The organism is Carnobacterium sp. FSL W8-0810, assembly GCF_038007125.1.
Classification (GTDB): Bacteria; Bacillota; Bacilli; order Lactobacillales; family Carnobacteriaceae; genus Carnobacterium_B; species Carnobacterium_B inhibens.
In genome coordinates this window covers 103,271-125,345 of sequence record NZ_JBBOWO010000001.1, presented here as the reverse complement: position 1 = coordinate 125,345, position 22,075 = coordinate 103,271, and the positions used below count along the sequence as shown (strand labels likewise).

Genomic DNA, 22,075 nt, shown 5'->3' with positions numbered 1-22,075 from the left:
ATAAGGTATATTGAACAATAAAAATATGAAATCAATTAAATAGGTATTAAATTCCAATTTAGATGAATTATCTTGGGTAGTAAAAATAGTGAAAGAGAAATGTAAGGCAAAAATACTCGTTAACCTTTATATGAATAAGGTTAACGAGTATTTTTGTATTCTTACAGCCATTCTTTATTGAACTTAATATAAATCATTTTGACTACTTGAGTCGTCAAAATATAAGCTGAGACAATTAGTATCATCCATTTCCAATAAGTTGCTGGCAGTGCTACAAAGTCAAAAAATGTTCCGAATGTGCTGCCTGGAATCAATACAGCAGCAACTATCACACCAAGTGTGGATAACATTACGCTTAAACTGGCTCTACTTTGGATAAATGGAATTTTTTTCGTTCTGATAACATGTACGACAACAGTTTGAGTGATCAAGCCAATCACAAACCAACCAGTATGGAATAGTGCAGCATCTTGGACGGTATTGGCTTGGAAAACAAACCACATTAAAATAAAGGTTAGAATATCAAAAATAGAACTAATGGGACCAATACTAAACGTAAATTTCAAAAAATCTGACGTTCCCCATTTAGCAGGTTTCATTAAGTCTTCAGGATCCATTTTATCCCAAGGAATTGTTAATTGCGCAACATCATAAATAAGATTTTGTACTAAGAGTTGAATCGAAAGCATGGGTAAGAATGGTAGAAAGGCACTAGCTACTAAGACACTAAACACATTTCCAAAGTTTGAACTAATCGTCATCTTGATGTATTTCATCATATTTCCAAAAACAGTCCGACCTTCTAAAACGCCATCTTCTAAAACCGTCAAACTTTTTTCCAGCAGAATAATTGAACTGGCTTCTTTAGTAATATCGGCTGCAGTATCAACAGAAATACCTACATCAGCGGTTCTCAATGCTGGTGCATCATTGATCCCATCACCCATAAATCCAACAGTGTGTCCTTTTTGTTGTAACAATCCAATGATTCTGGATTTTTGAGTTGGGTTTAATTTAGCAAAAAGATTCACTTTTTCTGTAGCGTCCATCAATTCAGTATCTGTCATGGATTCAAGTTCCGTTCCAAGGATTGCTCGATCGACTTGGATTCCGACATCTTTGCAGATTTTTTGAGCAACGATCTCATTATCGCCAGTCAATACTTTTACATTCACACCATGTTTATGAAGTGATTTAATAGCTGTGATAGAAGATTGTTTTGGCGGATCTAAGAATCCCATAAAACCAACAAGGATCATATCAGACTCGTCTTTAATGGAATAGACAGCTGAATCATAAACGTTTTGTTTATACGCAACACCAAGGGCACGCATGCCTTCTTTATTCATCTTGATGCTGACTTCTTCCATCGTTTTTTGTAGTTCAGGTGTTAATGGAATAATTTCGTTATTTAATTCTACATACTGACAAACTTTCAGCATTTCTTCTACGGCGCCTTTCGTGATCATCAATTGCTGATCGCCTGCTTTAACAGCGACTGTTAGGCGTCGTCTTGAAAAATCAAAAGGGATTTCATCGATTTTTTCGGTTTTTTCTAATTCATTTTCTTCACGATTCTCATTGAAGTACTCAATCACAGCATGATCCATCACGTTTTTCCAACCGGTTTGGTAATTGGAATTCATATACGCTAATTCTAAAACGCGCTCACTTTCTTCTCCGACTGGGTTAACATGTTGCACTAAAATAACTTTATCTTCCGTTATGGTGCCTGTTTTATCGGTGCATAAAACATCCATAGCACCTAAGTTTTGAATGGCATTTAATTCTTTAACAATTACTTTTTTCTTAGACATCGTAATCGCGCCTTTAGCGAGGTTACTGGTGATAATCATTGGCAACATTTCTGGTGTCAGACCAACGGCTACGGCTATTGAGAAGAAGAAAGCTTCGCTCCAATCGCCTTTTGAGATTCCATTGATCAAAAAGACAATAGGAACCATAACCAACATAAATCTGATCAATAGTTTACTCACATTTTTTACTCCACGGTCAAAACTCGTTTCGCCTCTAGACTTAGAAGATTGAGTAGCAATATCGCCAAAGAGAGTATCTTCGCCAGTTTTTACAACAACAACTTTACCTTGGCCACTTAAAACATCGGTACCCATAAACAATAAATTAGGAAGATCTAAAGCGGTCAACTGTGAATCTTCTTTTTCTTTTTTTAGAGAAGTAAGTTTCTCAATGGGCATGGATTCACCAGTCATTGAAGATTGATTAACAAATAAATCCTTTGCCCAGATCAAACGAGAGTCTGCTGGAATCAAATCTCCAGTTGAAAGAGTGACAATATCACCAGGAACCACTTCATCGATTGGAATTTCTTTTGTTACGCCATCTCTAGTCACCGCGCAAGTCGTTTCAATCAGTTCTTTCAAAGCTAAACTAGCTTTTTGAGAACGGTATTCTTGAATGAAATGAAGGCCAGCACTGAATAAAATCATCATAGCCATCACAATACTGGCTTCAAAATCTTTAGTGGCAGCTGAAACGACTAATAAAAGAGTCAAAACATAAATAAAAGGATCTTTGAAGGCTTGAAGCAACAATAAATACCAAGGCGTTGGTTTTTGAACAGCTACTTCATTTAGCCCAAATTCTTCTAAACGTTTTTCCGCTTCCTGATTGCTTAATCCTAATGCATTTGATTTCAGTTGTTTTAAAACACCTTCTTCTTTGAGGTAACCTAATTCCTTCAATTGGTTGTTTTTAGATTTTTTTTCTGTATAAATAGACTTCTTTTTGTTTGTCATTATTATTTCCTCCTTTGTCTTACCAGAAGAAATAAGGCTTACTGCATGAGTTTCCTAACCAAGAAGAGGCTCATGGCAGGTTTGCTTATTCCTTTTTTTATTCTCCAAAAATCATCATCTGGACTATCATTACTGGAACTTTTTTCCATACCACTCACCTCACTTTTTTTGTTCAAACCATACACTATATGATATGATAAGCCCAAGCTTCAAAATCAGGATAAAAACCTTTTTTTGTAAACAAAACAACAAAAAAAGCATACACTCTATTCAACGATAGAGTATATGCTTGAAAGTCCATTCCAAATAAACGATTCCATATTTAGCTAAAGTTTTTTACACATCAAAAAAACTTTAGTCTTTCTCCATCGTTGAGTTTTAGCACTATATGGCGTAGATTATTCATCAGCTACGTTAAAAATGACCTTAATTCGATCATTCCTGTTGACCCATTGGTGTCTCTCGACGTTTTTGGGCAGCAGCGTGTTTCCATATAGGAGCCTCACCTAACAGAAGTCTTATTCATTTCAATTACTATGCTAGCTCAAAGATTTTTAGAAGTCAAGCTGTTCGACTAGCAGAGAACGCTATTATGGGTATAAATAGTTTTAATAGCAAAAGAAACAGAACTCCATTATGCAGTTGTTGGAAAAGCCCAATCAACTGTGAAATGGGGGTTCTGTTTCTAAAGTATTGTTTTTTTAAAATTGCTCAGTTAAGTTTTCTTGATGAAACGCTCGTGACAGTGTGGACAGGTGATATTAATTTTTCCTTTATTACGTGGAACACGTAATTCTTTTTTACAGTTAGGACAAGAGTAGTACTTGTAAACTTTTCGTTGGTAAAATTTATTTCGTGTGTTGTTCCATTTTCTGACAAGTTGGCGAGTAAAGGTTAGAAATTTTTGATTCTCTTGATACCGCTTTGTCCGATTGCGTGAAAATGTTCGATAATAGCCAAGGATGATTGCTGCCCATCCGAGTAAACCAACAATTTCCCAATTTAGTAAATTAAATAAGACAACGACAGCCAAACCTCCGTAAAGCAAATAAGTTGAAAGTTTATCTATACCATATCTGCCAATCATGAATTTCTGAATACGAGTTCTCATTTTGTTCATTTGATTTTTCGCCTCTTTCTATGTCTTCCATAAGGATAGCACTAAATAGTGTACCATTTTGGAATAAGTTCAGCGACAGACTTTAGCCTGATTTTAATGATAAAATTTTTTTGAACTGCCGCATAGAATCTTCATACAGTAATTCATTAGAAAGAAGATTCATCAAACTTTACATTAAGGTGTAAAACGCTTACGATTATTTTATATAGAAAAAAACATTTTGCCATTTACTTTGCCATTTACATAGAATACAAAGAAAAGGTTTGAAATATGACACATAAATTGGAGGAAGAAAATGAAAAAAATAGGGTTTTTGTTAGCAGCGTTGTTACTAAGCGGTTGTGGAAATGAAAAGGTTGAAGAACCGATGGAAACTTCATCAGAAATTATTTCAACAAGTGAATCATCTGGTAATCTTGAAGAACAGAGAAATGAAGAAAAGAGAGTGTCTTTTCTAGGGGTGGGAGACAATCTGATTCATAATGTAATTTTTGAAGAAGCGCAATTAGAAGACGGATCTTTTGATTTTAAACCCATGTTTGAGAACGTGTCAGATGATATTGAAAAGGTCGACTTGGCTTTTATTAATCAAGAAACATTGATTGGCGGAGATGAGTTCGGATTTTCTGGTTACCCAACGTTTAATACACCTAGTAACATGGCAGGTAATCTAAATGAGTTAGGTTTTGATTTAGTCAATGGAGCATCTAATCATTCATTGGATAAAGGCAAACAAGGTATCATAAATACCTTGGAAATCTGGGACAAACAAGAAGATATGGTCTTTACAGGAGTATTTGATTCTCAAAAAGAGCGTGATACGATACCCGTCATTGAGCGGGATGGAGTAACATTTTCTTTTCTAGCCTATACATACGGGACCAATGGAATTGAACCGGATGTGTCTTACCGTTTGAATTATTTTGACGAAGATTTGATCACTCAAGATATCGAACGGGCAAAGGAAGTCAGTGATTTCGTTATCGTGTCTGCTCATTGGGGCGATGAACATATGCTTGAACCGAATGATTTTCAAAAAGACTATGCACAATTATTCGCGGACTTAGAAGTAGATGCTGTGATTGGAACCCACCCTCACGTGATTCAACCTGTTGAGTGGGTAGAAGGAAAAAATGGCAATCAAACATTGGTCGTGTACTCACTAGGCAACTTTCTGTCTGCGATGTCGACTGGAACAGAAAATAATATGTTAGGTGGAATGATTTCATTTGATTTTGTAATGACAGAAGAAGAGAAAGCTATTGAAAATGTTAAATGGGATGCTACAGTCATGCAGTATACAGGTATTAAAAATGAAAATACTGATTCAAGAAACCACTTTAGGATTTATCAGCTGGATGAGTATACAGAAGAACTTGCGAGTCAGCATGCTCTTAACAGCTCTCAAGGAAATCAACTTTCAAAAGAATCTTTACAGCAGACTACTGAAAATGTCATTGATGCTGAATTTCTGAGACAAGAATAGCAACAAACTGACACAATCATTAAAGCCATTCAAAATGAGGAGCGAAATAAACCTAGTAGAAGTAAAAGGATTAACTAAACGATTAGGGAAATTTACTGCTTTAAAAATGCAGCGACTATGAATGGGCTAACCTTTTATCGTCGCTGTTGTACACGTACCTAAGAATAAGAAAAACTCTCTAGTTCTTTTATAAATAAAAGATTAGAGAGTTTCTTTATAAATATTTTTCAATGACTTGCAGTACACCAGATTCGTCATTGCTAGGCGCTAAATTTTTTGAGGCCTCTTTTACTAATGAGGAGCCATTTTCCATAGCATAGCTATGTCCAACGTATTGAAGCATTTCTACATCATTATTTCCGTCTCCAAAAGCTACGATGTCTTCTGGAGAAATACCCCATTTAGTTGCTAAAAAGCTTAGTCCATCTGCCTTGTGTTTTCCAGGAATGATAATGTCTACACTCCCATGACCACTAGATACAGCAACGATTTGATGACCAAAATAAGTTTGTAAAGAGTCTTGAATTTGTTCTGTTTGGCTAACGGGTACGCTGAGAGCAAACTTCACATACTTATCTTCGCAAAAATTTTGTAAATGATCTACTTCTTGTAATTTATGGTAATAGGTTTGGGCGATTGATTTAAAGCATTTTGATGTGTTTTTTTCAATATAACTACTAGCAATACCGCAAAGAATCATGTCTACATCTGGATGTGTACTTTTTAAATAAGTGATGATCTGACCAACAAGATCGATTTCGAAATGATGTTCTCTTATTAAAGTGTTTTGTTCAAAGATCAAGGCACCATTTTCTGCAATAAACGAAATGTTTTCATGTGACTCTGGGAAAAATGATTTTAATTGAGCGTATTGATTGCCGCTAGCTACTACAAAACGAATATTCTGCTTTGAAAGTTTTTGATAGATCTCTTTAAACCATTCCCGGTTGTAATCGTGCTTAGAATTCAAAAAAGTTCCATCCATATCGACAACGACTGCTTTGATCATAGTGAGTTCCTCTTTTCTATTCCATATAATGAATGAGATTTTCAAGTCCTAAATGAATCAATCCGCGTAAATAGTCCTCTTGAAAGCTTTCAGCCAATCTTAAATCAGAAAGTTCAAAGTAAGGAAAGACTTGAGTAAGTTCAATTCTGATATTTTCCAAATCATCCTTTGAAAAATCTAAGTGGTTGGTATAAATGACTATTCTAGTAGGATCGTACATACTAATAACCACTTGAAGTGCTTCATAGATATTTTTCACTAAAACTTCCTTTGGCTTTGGAAAAATGTCTTTATTACTAGTTAAAGGCAGGTGTTTGATTTCTCCACTTAAGCCATGTTTGCCGCGAAATAATTTTCCGTCATAAACTATGCCAGCACCTGGAGGATAATTTTCTGGATAATAAAGTGAAACATAAATTTCATCTGATGTATTTAATTCAACAGCGTAACCTAATGTGGCAGCATTGATATCATTTTCTATTATAACCTGAATACCAAACTTTTCTTGCACAAGCTGGCGCAGATTAAGATGAGATAGAGGTTCAAAATCCATTATTTTGAGTTTATCTTCAATTTCTACACCAGGTATGCCAAAGATAATGCTGCTAATAGAAGGATCTTTCTCAATAAAGACAGAAATATTTTGCTTAAGCAAATCCCAAATCAATTCATCTTTTGTAAATTCCTTCTCTTCAATCACCTCACCAAATAAGTTGCATACATGAAATAATGCAATGATGTCTTGATTTTTTTCCGTAAACTGAATAACTAAAAAATGAGTGAAATGTTGATTGAACTGATAAATTGAAGCACGTCTTCCACCGGTAATTGCTGGATTTTCTTGTATGGTTACCTCACCAGTTTCCACCAACTCGGATAATAGCTTATTGATACTAACCACACTTAGTCCAGAAATCGCTGAAAGATCCTTGGTAGATAAAGAACGATTTTCTCTTAACACGCTACGAAGGACATTTAGATTATGGTTTTTTATATTTCTAGGTTTGTGGGATTTCAATTTTTCACCTTCTTTTTTGCTGGTTAATCTTTCATTTCTTCACTGTAAGCTTCTTTTAAATCTGTCCAATACTTTTTATCTTCTTCGGTTATCGTTCGCAATATTCGACAAGGATTTCCGACAGCAACCACGTTATCTGGAATATTTCTAGTGACAACAGATCCTGAACCAATGACAACATTATTTCCAATATTTACACCAGGATTGATAACGGTACTTGCACCGACCCAAACGTTATCTCCGATTGTTATAGGTGTACCAAATTCTAACCCAGAAATACGGACTTCATGATCAATTGGGTGACCAGCTGTATAGACGCCGACTCTTGGCCCAAACATAACGTTGTCCCCAATGGTGATAGATGCGATATCCAGCATGATACACTCAAAATTAGCGTAGAAATTTTTTCCAACTGTAATATGACTCCCGTAATCACAGCGGAACGGACGCTCGATGTAAACATTTTCTCCAGTTTGCCCAAATAATTCATTGATAATTTCTACGCGTTTAGATCTTTCATCAAATGTTGAATGATTAAATTCGTCTATTAAACGTCTGCTTCTATTAATCATTGTACGTAATTCAGGACCGCCAGCCATGTATAAATCTCCCGCTAACATTCTTTCTCTTTGTGTTCTCACTTATTTCCATCCTTTCAAACTACCTTTATTAAGTTTATTAATTATGTTTATTAGGATAACATAATTTATTTTTTATCACAAATTACCATATGATATAAGCTGTTTATTTTACTTGAGGAACAAAAAAGAACGAAACTTGACTAGTTGAAAAAATTCCTTTAAGCTTTATGAGACATTGGTAGAAAGATATGGATTTATTCGATTGATATCTAGTATACGAATAGGAATGTACAAAGGAGGATTTGGAAAATGACAGCATCTATGAGATTGCGTTTTAACCTTTTGAAGTAATAATTAAATACTATTATTCAAAAGGTCCTGTTATGTTAGCAGAAACAGGGGAGCAGTCTGTCCATTTTTCAAATTCTATTTATCTAAAAAGATAGATATGAAAATTGTCAAAAGAGATAGAAATCTATCTCTTTTTTGCGTACCCAAAAATCTGTTAAGTGCACGGCCTAATTTAAGGAGTGCAAAATGATGAAAAATCTATCTATAAGATTAAAAGATATAAAAGTAATATTTGGCAATAAAAAACGAGTGGCTGCTGATTATGTTTTAGGTAAAATAGTAGTTCAAGCATTCTCTTTGGTGAAGGGAGTTTCGCTTTAATGGAAAATCAAACAAAAAATTGGCGAAAACAATTTGTCCCATTAATTTTAGGCCAATCCATTAGCTTGATTGGCAGTTCAGCTGTTCAATTTGCCTTGATGTGGTGGCTGGCAAGTCAAACAAATTCAGGTACAGTATTATCAATAGCAGGGCTTTTTGCTTTTTTACCTCAACTGATCATAGGTCCTTTTGCTGGAGTCTGGGTCGATAGAATGGATAAAAAGAAAGTCGTTATTATTGCTGACCTGTTTACTGGTCTGGTTGCTCTTTTTCTTTCCCTTTCGATTGTGATAGCTGAGGCACAAATAACACTGATCTTAGTTTCTTTGTTCTTAAGAGCAGTGGCAAGTGTATTTCATACACCTGCCATTCAAGCAATTGTTCCAACATTAGTTCCGGCAGATGAATTAGTAGAAGCTAATAGTTGGAATCAATTTTTACAATCAGGTGCCTATATGTTAGGGCCGGTAATTGGGGCTGTTCTTTATTCTATAGCGCCGCTGTGGGTCATTTTATTGACCGATACTTTAGGAGCAATAATCGCTTGCGGTATTATCGGAAGAATAAAAATTAAAAAAATTACGGCCTCTGGAGAAACTTCATCTTATTTCGAAGAGTTAAGGCTAGGGTTTAGAGAATTTGTTCAAAACAAGAATATCTTAAAAGTCACTATTATTGGCGTTTTTGTCATGTTCTTTTACTTGCCGCTTTCTTCTCTGTTTCCTTTAATGACAACGAACCACTTTCAATTATCCGCTCTTTTCGGGGGGATCATCGAAGTTGTTTATGCGTTTGGCATGCTTTTAGGAGCTGTAGTTATTGGAAAGCTCAATAAAAAACAGAATAAACTCAAGCAGAGTATTTATGGACTGATAGGCATTAGCGTAGTGACAGTACTATCAGGCGCTACATCAGGTAGCCTGATTGGATTTTGGTTGTTTGCCTTATTCTCATTTTTAATGGGTGGGTTTGGAAATCAATTCTCAATTCCTTTTACTGCTTATGTCCAAGAAGAGATTGCTGCAGAAAAATTGGGGCGTTTTTTCAGTTTTTATGGAAGTATTATGAGTATCGCAATGCCAGTTGGATTGCTTTTAGCTGGACCTATGACTGATTTACTAGGAATAAATAGTTGGTTTTTAATTGCAGGAATTTGCAGCTTAGTTATTAGTATTTTCGGCTATTTTAGTATTGAATAAACCAAAACCAAAGTACTAGGAAAATTTGAAGAACTAAAGAAAAAACTTATGAAAAGAGCGACTGCCTTTTTTCATAAGTTTTTTTGGGCTATAATAATACACATTAGTAGAAATAAAGGATGTGATTGTTTGGTACGCTTGTTACACTATGCCAAAAGATATCGGAAACAAATTATATTAGGACCTTTTTTCAAATTTTTAGAGGCCTTCTTTGAATTGCTCTTACCTTTAATGATGGCAATGTTGATTGATGAAGGAATAGCCGTTGGAAATAGTACACGCATTTGGCAAATGGCAGGATGGATGGTGTTACTGACGGTGGCTGGGGGAGTTTGTGCTCTGATCTGTCAGTATTTTTCTTCTATTGCATCACAAGGGTTTGGAACGGAATTGCGTAATCAAATGATGAGAAAAATCAATCAGTTTTCCCATGATGACCTCAATCTCTTTGGAACAGATACATTAGTGACAAGGATGACCAATGACATTAATCAATTACAGCTGGCTTTGGCTATGTTGATTCGTCTTGTCGTGCGAGCTCCCTTTTTAAGCGTGGGCTCTGTTTTGATGGCCTTTATCATTGACGCACGTTTAGGCATGCTTTACCTTCTATTACTACCCATTTTTTGTGTCATACTTTATTTGATTATTCGATATGCTGTTCCTTTGTATCAAAAAGTTCAACAGCGTTTGGATAGAGTGAATAAGCTGATTGCACAAAACTTGAGCGGTGTACGCGTGATTCGTGCTTATGCCCGAACAGAAACGGATACTAAGGTTTTTGCCAAGACGACAGATGAATTGGCCGATATTAACGAAAAAGTTTCCAATATATCTGCTTTATTATCTCCAAGTACGACATTAATTATGAATTTAGGGGTTATTACTCTATTATACTTAGGTGGTTTTTCTGTTAATGAAGGAACACTGCAACAAGGCCAGATCTTAGCTTTGATTAGCTATATGAATCAGATGTTGCTTGCACTGATCGTAGTATCAAATCTTGTCGTTATCTTTACCCGCGCATATGCTTCAGGGCAACGAGTAAATGAAGTGTTAGATACTGAACCAAGCCTAGTTTCTCCAGAAAATGGCAAAATTGAGAAGCAACTCAATCAGCCGCTGGTTGAATTTAATCATGTTGATTTTCGTTATAGTAAAGATGCTGGCCTTTCGTTAACGGATATTGATTTTTCGATAGAGGATAACACCGTTATTGGCATCACTGGTGGTACTGGTAGCGGGAAGTCAACGTTGACTCAGTTAATCCCACGTTTTTATGATTCCAGTGCCGGTACTGTCGATTTTATGGGACTAGATGTCAAAGAGTGGAACTTAAAAGAATTGCGCAAACAGATTAAAATGGTACCGCAAATAGCGGTGTTATTTCATGGAACGATTCGTGAGAACTTGCAGTGGGGAAAAACGGATGCAACGGATGACGAATGTTGGGAAGCGTTGAAAACAGCACAATGTTTAGAATTTGTCCAGAAGTTGCCAAGTAAGCTGGACACTCTTGTAATGGAAAATGGAAAAAATTTTTCTGGTGGTCAACGTCAAAGGTTAACGATTGCACGTGCAATCGTTAGTAAACCAAAGTTATTAATTTTGGACGATTCGTTATCTGCATTGGATTATCAAACAGACTTAGATTTGCGGGAAGCATTAAAAAATGATTTAAATGGTACGGTTATTATTATTTCACAACGTATCCGTTCATTGCAGCAAGCCAAGCAGATTTTGTTGATGGATAGTGGACGAATTTCAGCTGTTGGAACACATGAAGAGTTGTTAAAACATTCTGCAGCTTATCAAGAATTGGTTGCTTCACAGGAGGAGGTTTAAGATGAAAAAAATATCTTCCAAAGGATTCAAATTGTTTTGGCCATATCTTACTGCGTATCGAAAAGAATTAGGATTTGCCAGTTTATTTGGTTTAGTTAGCGGGGTAACGGTTGTTTTAATGACTTATTATATAGGAGTCGGAGTAGATTTGTTAATAGGAGCAGGGGAAGTGGATTTTTCTGTTTTATATCGAACACTATTTTTATTAGCAGGAATTTTATTGGTTACAGTGGTGAGCCAATGGTTGATCCAAATTTTAGCGAATCGAGTCGCTTACAAGTCGATCGCAGAATTACGAAAAGATACGTTTATCCACTTAAATCAACTGCCGTTAAACTATTACGATCAAACAGCTCATGGAAATATTGTCAGCCGGTTTACAAATGATATGGACAATGTATCTGTAGCCGTTGCTTCTGTATTGATGCAATTATTTTCTGGCGTGTCGACATTAGTGGTTGCCTTTATTTTTATGATGGTTTTAAGTCCGATACTAACATTAGTTGTATTAGTTGCAACACCCGTAATCTTTTTTGTGATGTGGTTTGTAGCGAAAACCTCTCAGTATCGTTTTAAAAGTCAACAAGGGATAACGGGAGAATTATCTGGGTTTATTAATGAAAGGATTCTAAATCAAAAAATTGTTAAAGCTTTTCAACAAGAAGAATCTTCTCAAGAAAAATTTGAAGTCATCAACCAACGGTTATATGTAGAAGGACAAAAAGCACAATTTGCTTCTTCTTTAACGAATCCTCTTTCAAGAGTTGTGGATCACTTAGCGTATATTGCGGTAGGTTTAGTAGGTGGGCTATTGATTATTTATGGCAACACTGGTGTGACGATCGGAATTATTTCTAGCTTCACGATTTATTCGACACAATTTACAAAACCGTTTATTGAGATTTCCGGAATCACGACAGAAATTCAATTGGCAATAGCTGGACTTGATCGAACTTATGACATCATGAAGCAAACAATTGAAAAACCTGATGAAATAACTGCAAAGGTTCTAACGAATGCTAAAGGTGTAGTGGAATTTGATCAAGTCGATTTTGCGTATAAAAAAGACCAACCTTTGATTACTGATTTTAGCTTGAAAGTTTATGCGGGAGAAACAGTTGCGATTGTAGGGAAGACGGGTGCTGGAAAATCTACATTGATCAATCTGCTTATGCGCTTTTATGACGTTGATGCAGGGAGTATCTCTATTGATGGAACCGACATTCGCGCTATTACACGAGACAGCTTACGTCAGAGTTTTGGCATGGTATTACAGGATACTTGGCTTTTTGATGGTTCTTTACGCGCTAATTTACGATATGGAAATAAAGAAGCGACAGATGAAATGATCTATGACGCATTGAAAAAAACTTACATGTATGAATATGTGATTCGGTTACCTGAAAAGCTGGACACGAATATTGGAGCTAGTGGAATAAAGGTATCAGAAGGTCAAAGACAATTATTGACGATTGCGCGTACGATGATTTCCAATCCGGATATGTTGATTTTAGACGAAGCAACAAGCTCTGTAGATACATTGACGGAGCAAAAAATTCAATCTGCTTTCTTGCAAATGATGGAGGGACACACAAGTTTTGTCATCGCCCATCGATTATCTACGATTAAGAATGCTGATCAAATTATCGTTTTAGATCAAGGACATATTCTAGAAGTTGGTACACATGAGGAATTGCTGGAAAAAGGTGGAAGTTATGCTAAACTTCATAAAGCTCAGTTTACTGTAGAAGACTAGCAATACGCTTATTATTTCAAAATGGTAGCCTTTCATTAGTTGGCAATTGACTTCTTTAGGTCCAGTATGATAGGGTAATTGTACGAACACTAACGAACGATAAAAATATACACAATGATGAGAAGAGTAAAGTATCCATTTCTTTTTTTAGAGAACCTGGTAAGGTGAAAGCAGGTAAAGAAATGCTACTCGAAGATGGTCTCGGAGTGGCTAATTTGATTGTAGCAGTTGATGCTATTTTAAAATTAGACGGGTCCTCCCGTTACAGTGGAACAGTATAACTTTTAAGTAATTTTTAAAGCGTACTGGTTGAGGCAAAAATAGTAATGTTTTTGCGAAAAAAGGTGGTACCACGTGTAGATTTAACATCTCCGTCCTTCTTTCATATGTTTCGGCATATGAAGGGAGGACTTTTTTTGTTCTTTTTTTTAGAGGTTCTGTGTTCAGAAAGCATTTTTTAATTGTGAGAACAGGAGGGAGAGCAAGCAGGGGAAACAATGTTCAAAAAACTAGGTATCATCAAAAAAATTATAATAGAAAGTAGGAAAATAAATGTTTAAATCTATAACAAAAGGATTTATTGCGTTAGCATCAATAATAGTTTTGAGTGCTTGTGGACAAAACGGAACTGCAGAAGATTCAGAAACATCAAGTAACGGAAATGGTTTAGCGGAACAGCAAGAATTGAGCGTCAGTGTTCCAGCAAGTATAACGAGTATTGATACAATACAAACGACTGATAAAAATACTTTTACGATTATTCAACATTTATATGAAGGATTATACCGTTTGGATGAAGATAGCAACCCAGTTCCAGGTTTAGCTGCAGAAGAAGCCGAAATCAGCGAAGATGGACGAACGTATACATTTACTTTACGGGATGATGCTAAATGGAGTAATGGAGAACCCATTACTGCTCATGATTTTGTTTATTCTTGGACAAAACTAGCTAACCCTGAAACAGCTGCTCCAAATGCTTATTTACTGGATAGCGTTGTAAATGGATTGGAAGTACGTACAGGAGAGAAAGCGCCTGAAGAACTAGGAGTTGAAGCCTTATCCGATACCGAATTTCAAGTGGAACTAGTTGAACCTCTGCCATCTTTCTTAACATTGATTTCGGTTGTTTGGCTAGCTCCACAAAATGAAGCTTACGTTGAGGAGCAAGCTGACAGCTATGCAGCTTCTAGCGAAAATGCGATTTATAGTGGTCCATTCGTTTTATCTAATTGGACACAAGGTGAAGAGACTTGGACACTAGAAAAAAATGATGAATATTATGCGGCTGATGAAGTGAAATTAACAAAAATTGATTTCAATACGATCAAAGAAGATCAGACTGGTATTAATTTGTTCAATGCAGGAGAATTAGATTTAACTAAAATTACTGGTCAATATGTAGCGCAATATCAAGATAATGAAGGGCTGGTTTCTCATAATGATATAGCAAATACATTTATTGATTTTAATAAAGAAGAAGGAACGCCTTTAGCGAATGAACATTTAAGAAAAGCGATTGCCCATTCTATTAATAAAGAAAATTTAGTCAACACGGTTCTAAATGATGGATCAGTAGCACTTAATGGACTGATTCCGAATAATCTTTATCGAAACCCGGAAACGGATGTTGATTTTAGAGAGTACAGCGGTGAGTATTTGACATACGATGTTGAAAAAGCGCAGGAAGAATGGAATCTAGCAAAAGAAGATCTAGGAGATTCTATAGAATTGAGTTTATTAGTTGCAGAAGATTACACAAATACTCAAACAGCGGAATATGTACAAAGCCAGATTCAAGAAACATTGGATGGCGTAACAGTTACAGTAAATAAACAACCTAAAAACAATGTAAACCAAACACGTGCGGATTCAAATTATGACATGTCTATTTCTGGATGGATCGCCGGTGATAATAACTTAGGTTATTACTTCATTTTATATGAAAATGGTTCTGCATATAATTATGGCAACTATCAAAATGAGAAGTTTAATCAATTAGTGACAGATGCAAAAACGGTAAACGCAAATGATGTGAATCAACAATTTGAAGATTACAAGCAAGCAGAAACCATTTTACTTGAAGAAGATGCAGCTCAAGTTCCGTTATACCAAGGCGCATCAAATTACTTGATTAATCCGAAAGTAAAAGGAATCCAATACCATCTTTATGGAGATTATTTCCACTTCAGAACAGCTTATTTGACTGAGTAGCATCTGATAAGAGCCTGCTCTTTTAGTTAATATAATGAAGAAAACTATTGATACCAGCAAAGATCCAAAAAGGAACTTGTTGTGGTGTCAATAGTTTTTTGTGTTTAAAAATGGATCTTGTATAAAATGTTGGATCACTAAAAAAATAGTTTTATTTCGCTAATCTTTTTTGTAGTAGACAAAAACTTATCTAACTTTCAGCTTGTACAATCAACCATCACATGGTTTCTCCCATTTTAAGTTCTAAATCCGTTTCATTTGTCATGTTAACGTGCTCTTATTTGTTTAGATCGTTCAATCAGTTCATTAAATGTTATTTCGTTCATGAGAAATCCTCCTTTTTAGGTTACAACTATTTAAATGGATTAATATAGCACATTACGAATAAGTAGTATTCAAAGGTTGTAGCTATTTTTTATTTGAGTAGACACAATAAGCCATAATTCGATTAACTCAAAGCTATTTTTTATTTGAGTAGACGCAATAAGCCGTAATTCAATTAACTCAAAGCTATTTTTTATTTGAGTAGACGCAATAAGCCATAATTCAATCAACTCAAAGCTACTTTTCATTTGAGTAGACGTAATAAGCCGTAATTCGATTAACTCAAAGCTATTTTTTATTTAAGTAGACGCAATAAGCCATAATTCGATCAACTCAAAGCTGTTTTCCGTTTGAGTTAATGAAATGAGTATCAGTTCGTTCAATTTAAAATAGAATTCTTATTGAAAGGACCAAATCTAAGGGACAATACCAAAAGAAATTACTAAAAATACCTTGATTGAGTGATGCTGTTTGACTAAATGCAGATACCCTTATCGAGCGTGCTAAGCTTATGGATAAACTTGTTCTAGTTAAACCGATGCCAAGCAAATCATTCTATATTTAGAAGAAAAAATATTTGTTATGCATCAAAAAAAGAAGATAATTCCGTCACTTCAGGAAATATCTTCTTTTTTATTATTAATTAATTTTCAACACTTGCGCGACTTAAATCAAATTCTACACCAACTGAATGGAAAATGATTCCTTTAACAGCCGGGTTCCGTAGTTGTGTTTCTGCTTCTTGGTACAAAGGAATGAAGGCAAAGTCATCTGTTAAGATTTTATGCGCTTCTTGAAGATCTTCCCAACGCTTTTCATCATCATTAGCATTTGTTGTTTTTGATTGATCGATCAGAGCATCATAATCAGAGTTGGAATAGCCGCCTTCATTATATGCTGAATCACTATATAAAAGATCCATAAAGTTGATGGCATCAGCAAAGTCAGCGCCCCATCCAGTAAGAAGGATATCGAAGTCGCGAGAGTCTGCTAGAGCAAGACGGTTCTTCTTAGGAACATTACGCAACTCAACAGAAATACCAGGTAAGTTGTTTTGAATTTGACCTTGGATGTATTGACTGATTTGTTTGCTTTTTTCATCATCATCCCCAACGAAAGAGATGGAAATATTATCCACGCCTAATTCAGCTTTGGCTTCTTCCCATAATTCTTGAGCACGCTCAATATCGTAAGAAAGGAATGAGTCAGTTTCTTCAGTGAAATCTTCTCCTGTAGAAGGGTTTGTGACAAAGTCAGCTGGTAAAAATCCACTGATTTCAGTAGATCCGTCAGCTAAAACAGTATTCACTAAATCATCGGTATTGATAACCAATCCTAATGCTTCTCTTAATTTTTCATTTTGCAAGTATTCGTTGTCCCAATTGAATTCCAAGTAAGAAGTTCTGGCTTTCTTTTGAACGACAACATTTTCATTATCAGCGTATTGTTTAACTATTTCACCAGTCAGTTGAGAGTTGTCAATTTGCCCGCCTTCAAATAAATTGACGCCGGTACTTGTTTCTTTGACAACTTGTACATTGACAGTATCTAAAGTTACTTCGTCAGCTGCATAGTAATCTTCATTTTTTACTAAGTCCCAAGTCAATCCGGTTCCATCCCAATTATCTAAAATAAAAGGACCATTTGCTAATAGTGCATCACTTGTAGTGCCGTAATCTTCGCCTTGTTCTTCAACAAATGCTTGATTTTGAGGGAAGAAGGCTGTGAAAGATAATAGGAATTCAAAGTAAGGTGTTGGTTGTGTTAAGTTAAAAGTGATTTCATAATCACCATTAGCTGTAACCCCTAATTCACTTGGTTCTTTTTCACCTGCCATAATTTCATTCGCATTTACAATCGTTTCAGCTAAATAGCTATATGAAGCACCCGTATCTGGGTCAACTAATTTTTGCATAGCATATACGAAATCATTTGCAGTAACGGGATCGCCATTTGACCAGACAGCATCTTCACGAAGCTTATAGGTGTATGTAAGTCCATCTTCTGAAATGGTTCCCTCATCAGCTGCAATAGCGGGTACAGGATTCCCTTCTTCATCAATTCTCAATAAGCCTTCAATCACATGTCCTAAATAGTTTGAGCTATTGATGTCGGTAATTAACGCGGTATCCATAGTTGATAATTCTGTAGGTGCACTATAGTGAACTACTTGTCCTTCTGAATTGTTACTCGTTGAATCACTGCTGGATGTGCTAGAAGTATCTCCATTACTACTACATGCACTTAATAAGAATACGGTACTCAATGATGCTGCTAATTTATATGTTGTTCTCACTAGAAACACTCCTTAATCTAATTTAATTAATGATATTTTAATATATTAACATATCTATACAAAAAATGTGTAATTTAAGCTAAAAAATTAGGTTATTATGAATAAAAGGGTCGAAATACTGTATTTTAAGAGGCGTTATTGCATTATGAAAAAACCTACTGCAGTCTATCGGAGAAGATAGACTGTAGTAGGTTTCTAGTTTTCAATTGCTATTTGATAAGAAGCTAGCAACTTAAGTTTTTTTGATGAATTTTTCACGGCAATGCGGACAAGTGATAGTGATTTTTCCTTTGTTTCGCGGCACACGTAATTTTTTATGACAGTTGGGACAAGCATAGTATTTGTATACTTTTCGTTGTAAAAATTTATTGCGCTTTTGATTCCAACTTCTAGTTAGCTGACGTGTGAAGGTCAAAAATTTTTGGTTTTCTTGGTACCTTTTTGTCCGATTACGGGAAAATGCTCGGTAGTAACCAAAGAGAATGGCTGCCCAACCTAGTAATCCAATAATTGACCAATGAAATAAATTAGCCAAGACGAGGATAATCAGTCCTCCGTATAGCAAATAGTTAGAAAGCTTATCTACGCCGTATCTGCCAATCATAAATTTTTGAAGTTTAGCTCTTAATTTTCCCATGTAAAGTGGTCGCCTCTTTCTATTTCTATCAAGTACATACTAAACAGTATACCATTTTACGAAAAACCTGCGACCGTCTTTAGTCTGATTTTTATCCTGATATAAATGATAATAATGAAAGATGAGTTCCACAAATTCAATTTCTTTTTGATTAATGAAGTTTATTCTTTAGCGGATCTTTTCTTATCGATTTTATCTCTAATAAAATAAGTAATAGGAATAGATAGAAACATTAGGCCTGAAAAAAATTGAATCAATCCTTCTCCTATTTTTCCGTTTAAGATGAAATCCTCAGGGTAAACACCCAAAGATTGGTAGGCAACAAAAATGTTAAATATCCCTAAAAACAGAAGCCCAATAATAGAACCTTTTTTATCTTCATTTTTACGAAAATAGGCATTGTGATAAACACTGATATTAATAAAAAACAAAACCGTTATAAAGGTAATGATAATTGTTTCCAGCTCTTTTGTTTGAGCCCATTGAACTTCAAAAATGAGTCCTAAAATATAATTTGATACAATTAGCAAAATTAAAGTCATAAATGAATAGTAACCATATTTATATCTCATGAACTTTTGATACTCATCATATTGTTTCATCATTATTCCTCCCAAAATAAGTCATTCAAGGTTAAGTCAAATACTTTACAAATGTCTATACATAAATTAACTGTAGGGTTGTAATCCCCTCGTTCAATAGCACTGATCGTTTGTCGTGTTACGTTTACGGCGTCTGCTAGTTGTTGTTGAGATAGTTCGTATTGAGCACGAGCTACTTTTAAACGTAAATTTTTAGCCATTATGAAATTTCCCTTTCTTAACGTAAAATATATTTTACATCAAGAATGATATACCATTCAAAAAAAGGTGTCAAATTTTTTACTATACTATTAATTTTTATGATAGTTTAGTCATTTAGTAGCTAAAAAAGAGAATTATATTAGGTAGAATAGTAGTAAAATGTACAGGAAATAGTAGAATAAGAGATAGTTAAGAATATGAAATTCAGTAAGTATTGGAGGAAACTAATTAATGAAGAAAAATATAAAGACAGAAGATACTATTAAAAGATGGGACAACTTTGCAGAAACTTATTCAAAAAGTCATACAGAGCAAGGAGATGTACATAAAGAAATTTTTTTGAACCCAACGTTATTTTCATTGATGGGAACAGTAAAAAATAAAAAAATTTTGGATGCGGGATGTGGTGAAGGGTATTTAAGCAGATTGCTAGCTAAGTCTGATGCTAACGTAACAGCAGTAGATTATTCCCCAAAAATGATTGAAATTGCACGTGAGAGAACGCCCAACGAATTATCCATTCATTATATAAAAGGTAATTGTGAAGATTTACATAGTTTAGAAGATGCAAGTTTTGATTTAATCGTGTCCAATATGGTCATACATGATCTGGAAAATTATAAAAAAACATTCAAAGAAATGTTTCGATTATTAGTTGATGGAGGAACCTTTGTTTTTTCTATTCTGCATCCTTGTTTTGTTACTCCGGGTAGTGGTTGGGAAAAAACAGAAAATGGAGAAAAACTGCATTGGAATGTAGATAATTATTTTTACGAAGGAGCTTATGAGCAGAAACTAGGAAATACAGAGAAAATGGTTTATTTCCATAGAACTTTAACGACATATATTAATACACTCATACAAACTGGTTTTACTTTAGAATGTATGGTAGAACCTGTGCCGTCGAAAGAAATGTTAGAGAAATACCCTTCTTTTGAAGAGGACTTTAGATGTGCTGATTTTATGGTGTTTAAGTTAAAAAAATAAAAGGTGAAAGAGTGTAGTGTTTTTTGATAATACACTAAATAAAACATGAATATAATCCTATTTAAAAAACGATACACTAATTAGTGTATCGTTTTTTGTTTTTCAGAGGAGTGTATCTGCTGGAAAGATAACCTTTCTGAACGATACACTAAACTTGGCACGATACTTGCTTTATATAAGTGAGGGACAAATATCAGATAGTGATAGGAGGGAACTTTTACAGTAGTAGGAAAGTTGGTTTTAAATACAGACAAAACGATAGATATTTTTTCTGGAAGTTGTGTCTAATTAGCAAGTAAGAAATAGATCATTTAGGAGGTAGAAATATGGTAGGAATTATACTAGCAAGCCATGGCGAATTCGCTGAAGGCATCTTGCAATCTGGCGCAATGATTTTTGGAGAACAAGAAAATGTTAAAGCTATTACCTTAATGCCTAGCGAAGGACCAGAAGATGTTAAAGCAAAAATGAAAACTGCAATTGCATCTTTTGATAATCAAGATGAAGTATTATTCTTAGTTGATTTATGGGGCGGTACTCCATTTAATCAAGCGAATACTTTGTTTGAAGAACACAAAGAAAAATGGGCAATCGTTGCCGGGTTAAATTTACCAATGGTAATTGAAGCTTATGCATCTCGTTTGTCAATGGAGTCTGCGCAAGAAATTGCAGCACATATCATTGAAACAGCAAAAGAGGGTGTGAAAGTTAGACCTGAAGAGTTAGAACCACAAACAACTAATGCTGCACCTGTTGCTGCACAAGTACAAGGTTCGATTCCACCAGGCACAGTTGTTGGCGATGGAAAAATCAAGTTAGTTTTGACACGTGTGGATTCTCGTTTATTACATGGTCAAGTAGCAACTGCTTGGACTAAATCAGTGTTGCCAAGCCGTATTATCATTGTTTCAGATGCAGTTGCTAAAGATGATCTTCGTAAGAGATTAATTGAACAAGCAGCCCCACCAGGAGTTAAAGCGAATGTTGTTCCAATCAGTAAAATGATTGAAATTGCTAAAGACCCTCGTTTTGGAGGAACAAAAGCATTATTGTTATTCGAAAATCCACAAGATGTTATCAGAGTTATGGACGGCGGCGTAGACATTAAAGAAGTTAACGTTGGTTCTATGGCACACTCAGTTGGTAAAGTGGTTGTAAGTAAAGTTCTTTCAATGGGACAAGAAGATGTAAAGGCTTTTGAAGAAATGAAATCTAAAGGCGTTAAATTTGATGTACGTAAAGTACCAAATGACTCTAAAGCTAACATGGATGATATTCTTAAAAAAGCAAAAAATGAATTAGCACGCGCAAAATGAACTAATAAAATAATATTAAATTAAATAGGAGGCTTATT

Annotated in this window: 17 protein-coding genes, 1 riboswitch and 1 other annotated feature; of the genes, 8 read left to right on the top strand and 9 right to left on the bottom strand. The window is 35.1% G+C overall.

Annotation, left to right across the window (positions count from 1 at the left end):
- Positions 1–161: 161 nt before the first annotated feature.
- On the bottom strand, positions 162–2,777 hold the full coding sequence (gene mgtA, locus NST49_RS00695) for a magnesium-translocating P-type ATPase (protein ID WP_341046472.1): 2,616 nt from the start codon (positions 2,775–2,777) through the stop codon (positions 162–164).
- A 355-nt stretch (positions 2,778–3,132) separates the two neighbouring features.
- Positions 3,133–3,298, bottom strand: a riboswitch (M-box (ykoK) riboswitch).
- Between the two features lie 194 nt (positions 3,299–3,492).
- A complete protein-coding gene (locus NST49_RS00690) occupies positions 3,493–3,897 on the bottom strand; it encodes a hypothetical protein (RefSeq protein WP_051932760.1) in 405 nt (134 codons plus the stop codon).
- A gap of 295 nt (positions 3,898–4,192) precedes the next feature.
- Between NST49_RS00690 and NST49_RS00685 the strand changes: the two genes are divergently transcribed.
- Positions 4,193–5,383, top strand: coding sequence for a CapA family protein (locus NST49_RS00685; protein WP_341046470.1), 1,191 nt, complete (start codon positions 4,193–4,195; stop codon positions 5,381–5,383).
- Positions 5,384–5,597: 214 nt separating this feature from the next.
- Here the strand turns inward: NST49_RS00685 and NST49_RS00680 are convergent, their stop codons facing one another.
- Genes NST49_RS00680 through NST49_RS00670 form a run of 3 tightly spaced genes read right to left on the bottom strand, consistent with a single transcriptional unit; the run spans position 5,598 to position 8,051 of the window.
- Complete coding sequence (locus NST49_RS00680) at positions 5,598–6,392, bottom strand: Cof-type HAD-IIB family hydrolase (RefSeq protein ID WP_034538300.1); 795 nt, start codon at positions 6,390–6,392, stop codon at positions 5,598–5,600.
- Positions 6,393–6,408: 16 nt separating this feature from the next.
- Positions 6,409–7,410: an ROK family protein gene (locus NST49_RS00675; RefSeq protein ID WP_034538303.1), complete on the bottom strand. Its 1,002-nt coding sequence runs from the start codon at positions 7,408–7,410 to the stop codon at positions 6,409–6,411.
- A gap of 23 nt (positions 7,411–7,433) precedes the next feature.
- Complete coding sequence (locus NST49_RS00670) at positions 7,434–8,051, bottom strand: sugar O-acetyltransferase (protein ID WP_034538305.1); 618 nt, start codon at positions 8,049–8,051, stop codon at positions 7,434–7,436.
- 477 nt (positions 8,052–8,528) lie between these two features.
- Here NST49_RS00670 and NST49_RS00665 point away from each other — a divergent pair, with 477 nt between their 5' ends.
- The 5 genes from NST49_RS00665 (at position 8,529) to NST49_RS00645 (ending at position 15,674) form a co-directional block, all read left to right on the top strand.
- A complete protein-coding gene (locus NST49_RS00665; RefSeq protein ID WP_301426257.1) occupies positions 8,529–8,663 on the top strand; it encodes a hypothetical protein in 135 nt (44 codons plus the stop codon).
- The gene (locus tag NST49_RS00660; protein WP_341046469.1) at positions 8,663–9,862 is read left to right on the top strand and encodes an MFS transporter; all 1,200 of its coding nucleotides are present in this window, start codon (positions 8,663–8,665) and stop codon (positions 9,860–9,862) included. The genes NST49_RS00665 and NST49_RS00660 overlap by 1 nt, the downstream gene beginning before the upstream one ends.
- A gap of 129 nt (positions 9,863–9,991) precedes the next feature.
- A complete protein-coding gene (locus NST49_RS00655; protein WP_341046468.1) occupies positions 9,992–11,707 on the top strand; it encodes an ABC transporter ATP-binding protein in 1,716 nt (571 codons plus the stop codon).
- A 1-nt stretch (position 11,708) separates the two neighbouring features.
- Positions 11,709–13,463, top strand: a complete 1,755-nt coding sequence (locus NST49_RS00650) for an ABC transporter ATP-binding protein (protein WP_341046467.1) — start codon at positions 11,709–11,711, stop codon at positions 13,461–13,463.
- Positions 13,464–13,568: 105 nt separating this feature from the next.
- Positions 13,569–13,845: a binding site (T-box leader), on the top strand.
- Between the two features lie 170 nt (positions 13,846–14,015).
- Complete coding sequence (locus NST49_RS00645) at positions 14,016–15,674, top strand: peptide ABC transporter substrate-binding protein (RefSeq protein WP_341046466.1); 1,659 nt, start codon at positions 14,016–14,018, stop codon at positions 15,672–15,674.
- A gap of 967 nt (positions 15,675–16,641) precedes the next feature.
- Here the strand turns inward: NST49_RS00645 and NST49_RS00640 are convergent.
- The 4 genes from NST49_RS00640 to NST49_RS00625 form a co-directional block, all read right to left on the bottom strand.
- Positions 16,642–18,294: a peptide ABC transporter substrate-binding protein gene (locus tag NST49_RS00640; protein ID WP_341046465.1), complete on the bottom strand. Its 1,653-nt coding sequence runs from the start codon at positions 18,292–18,294 to the stop codon at positions 16,642–16,644.
- 232 nt (positions 18,295–18,526) lie between these two features.
- Complete coding sequence (locus tag NST49_RS00635) at positions 18,527–18,931, bottom strand: Zn-finger containing protein (protein ID WP_034538315.1); 405 nt, start codon at positions 18,929–18,931, stop codon at positions 18,527–18,529.
- A gap of 161 nt (positions 18,932–19,092) precedes the next feature.
- On the bottom strand, positions 19,093–19,533 hold the full coding sequence (locus tag NST49_RS00630) for a hypothetical protein (RefSeq protein WP_034538316.1): 441 nt from the start codon (positions 19,531–19,533) through the stop codon (positions 19,093–19,095).
- A gap of 2 nt (positions 19,534–19,535) precedes the next feature.
- Complete coding sequence (locus tag NST49_RS00625) at positions 19,536–19,733, bottom strand: helix-turn-helix transcriptional regulator (protein WP_034538318.1); 198 nt, start codon at positions 19,731–19,733, stop codon at positions 19,536–19,538.
- A 232-nt stretch (positions 19,734–19,965) separates the two neighbouring features.
- Between NST49_RS00625 and NST49_RS00620 the strand changes: the two genes are divergently transcribed.
- Both NST49_RS00620 and NST49_RS00615 read left to right on the top strand, forming a co-directional pair.
- Positions 19,966–20,721: a class I SAM-dependent methyltransferase gene (locus tag NST49_RS00620; protein WP_341046463.1), complete on the top strand. Its 756-nt coding sequence runs from the start codon at positions 19,966–19,968 to the stop codon at positions 20,719–20,721.
- Between the two features lie 326 nt (positions 20,722–21,047).
- Positions 21,048–22,037: a mannose/fructose/sorbose PTS transporter subunit IIA gene (locus NST49_RS00615; RefSeq protein ID WP_187949172.1), complete on the top strand. Its 990-nt coding sequence runs from the start codon at positions 21,048–21,050 to the stop codon at positions 22,035–22,037.
- The last annotated feature ends 38 nt before the right edge of the window (positions 22,038–22,075 follow it).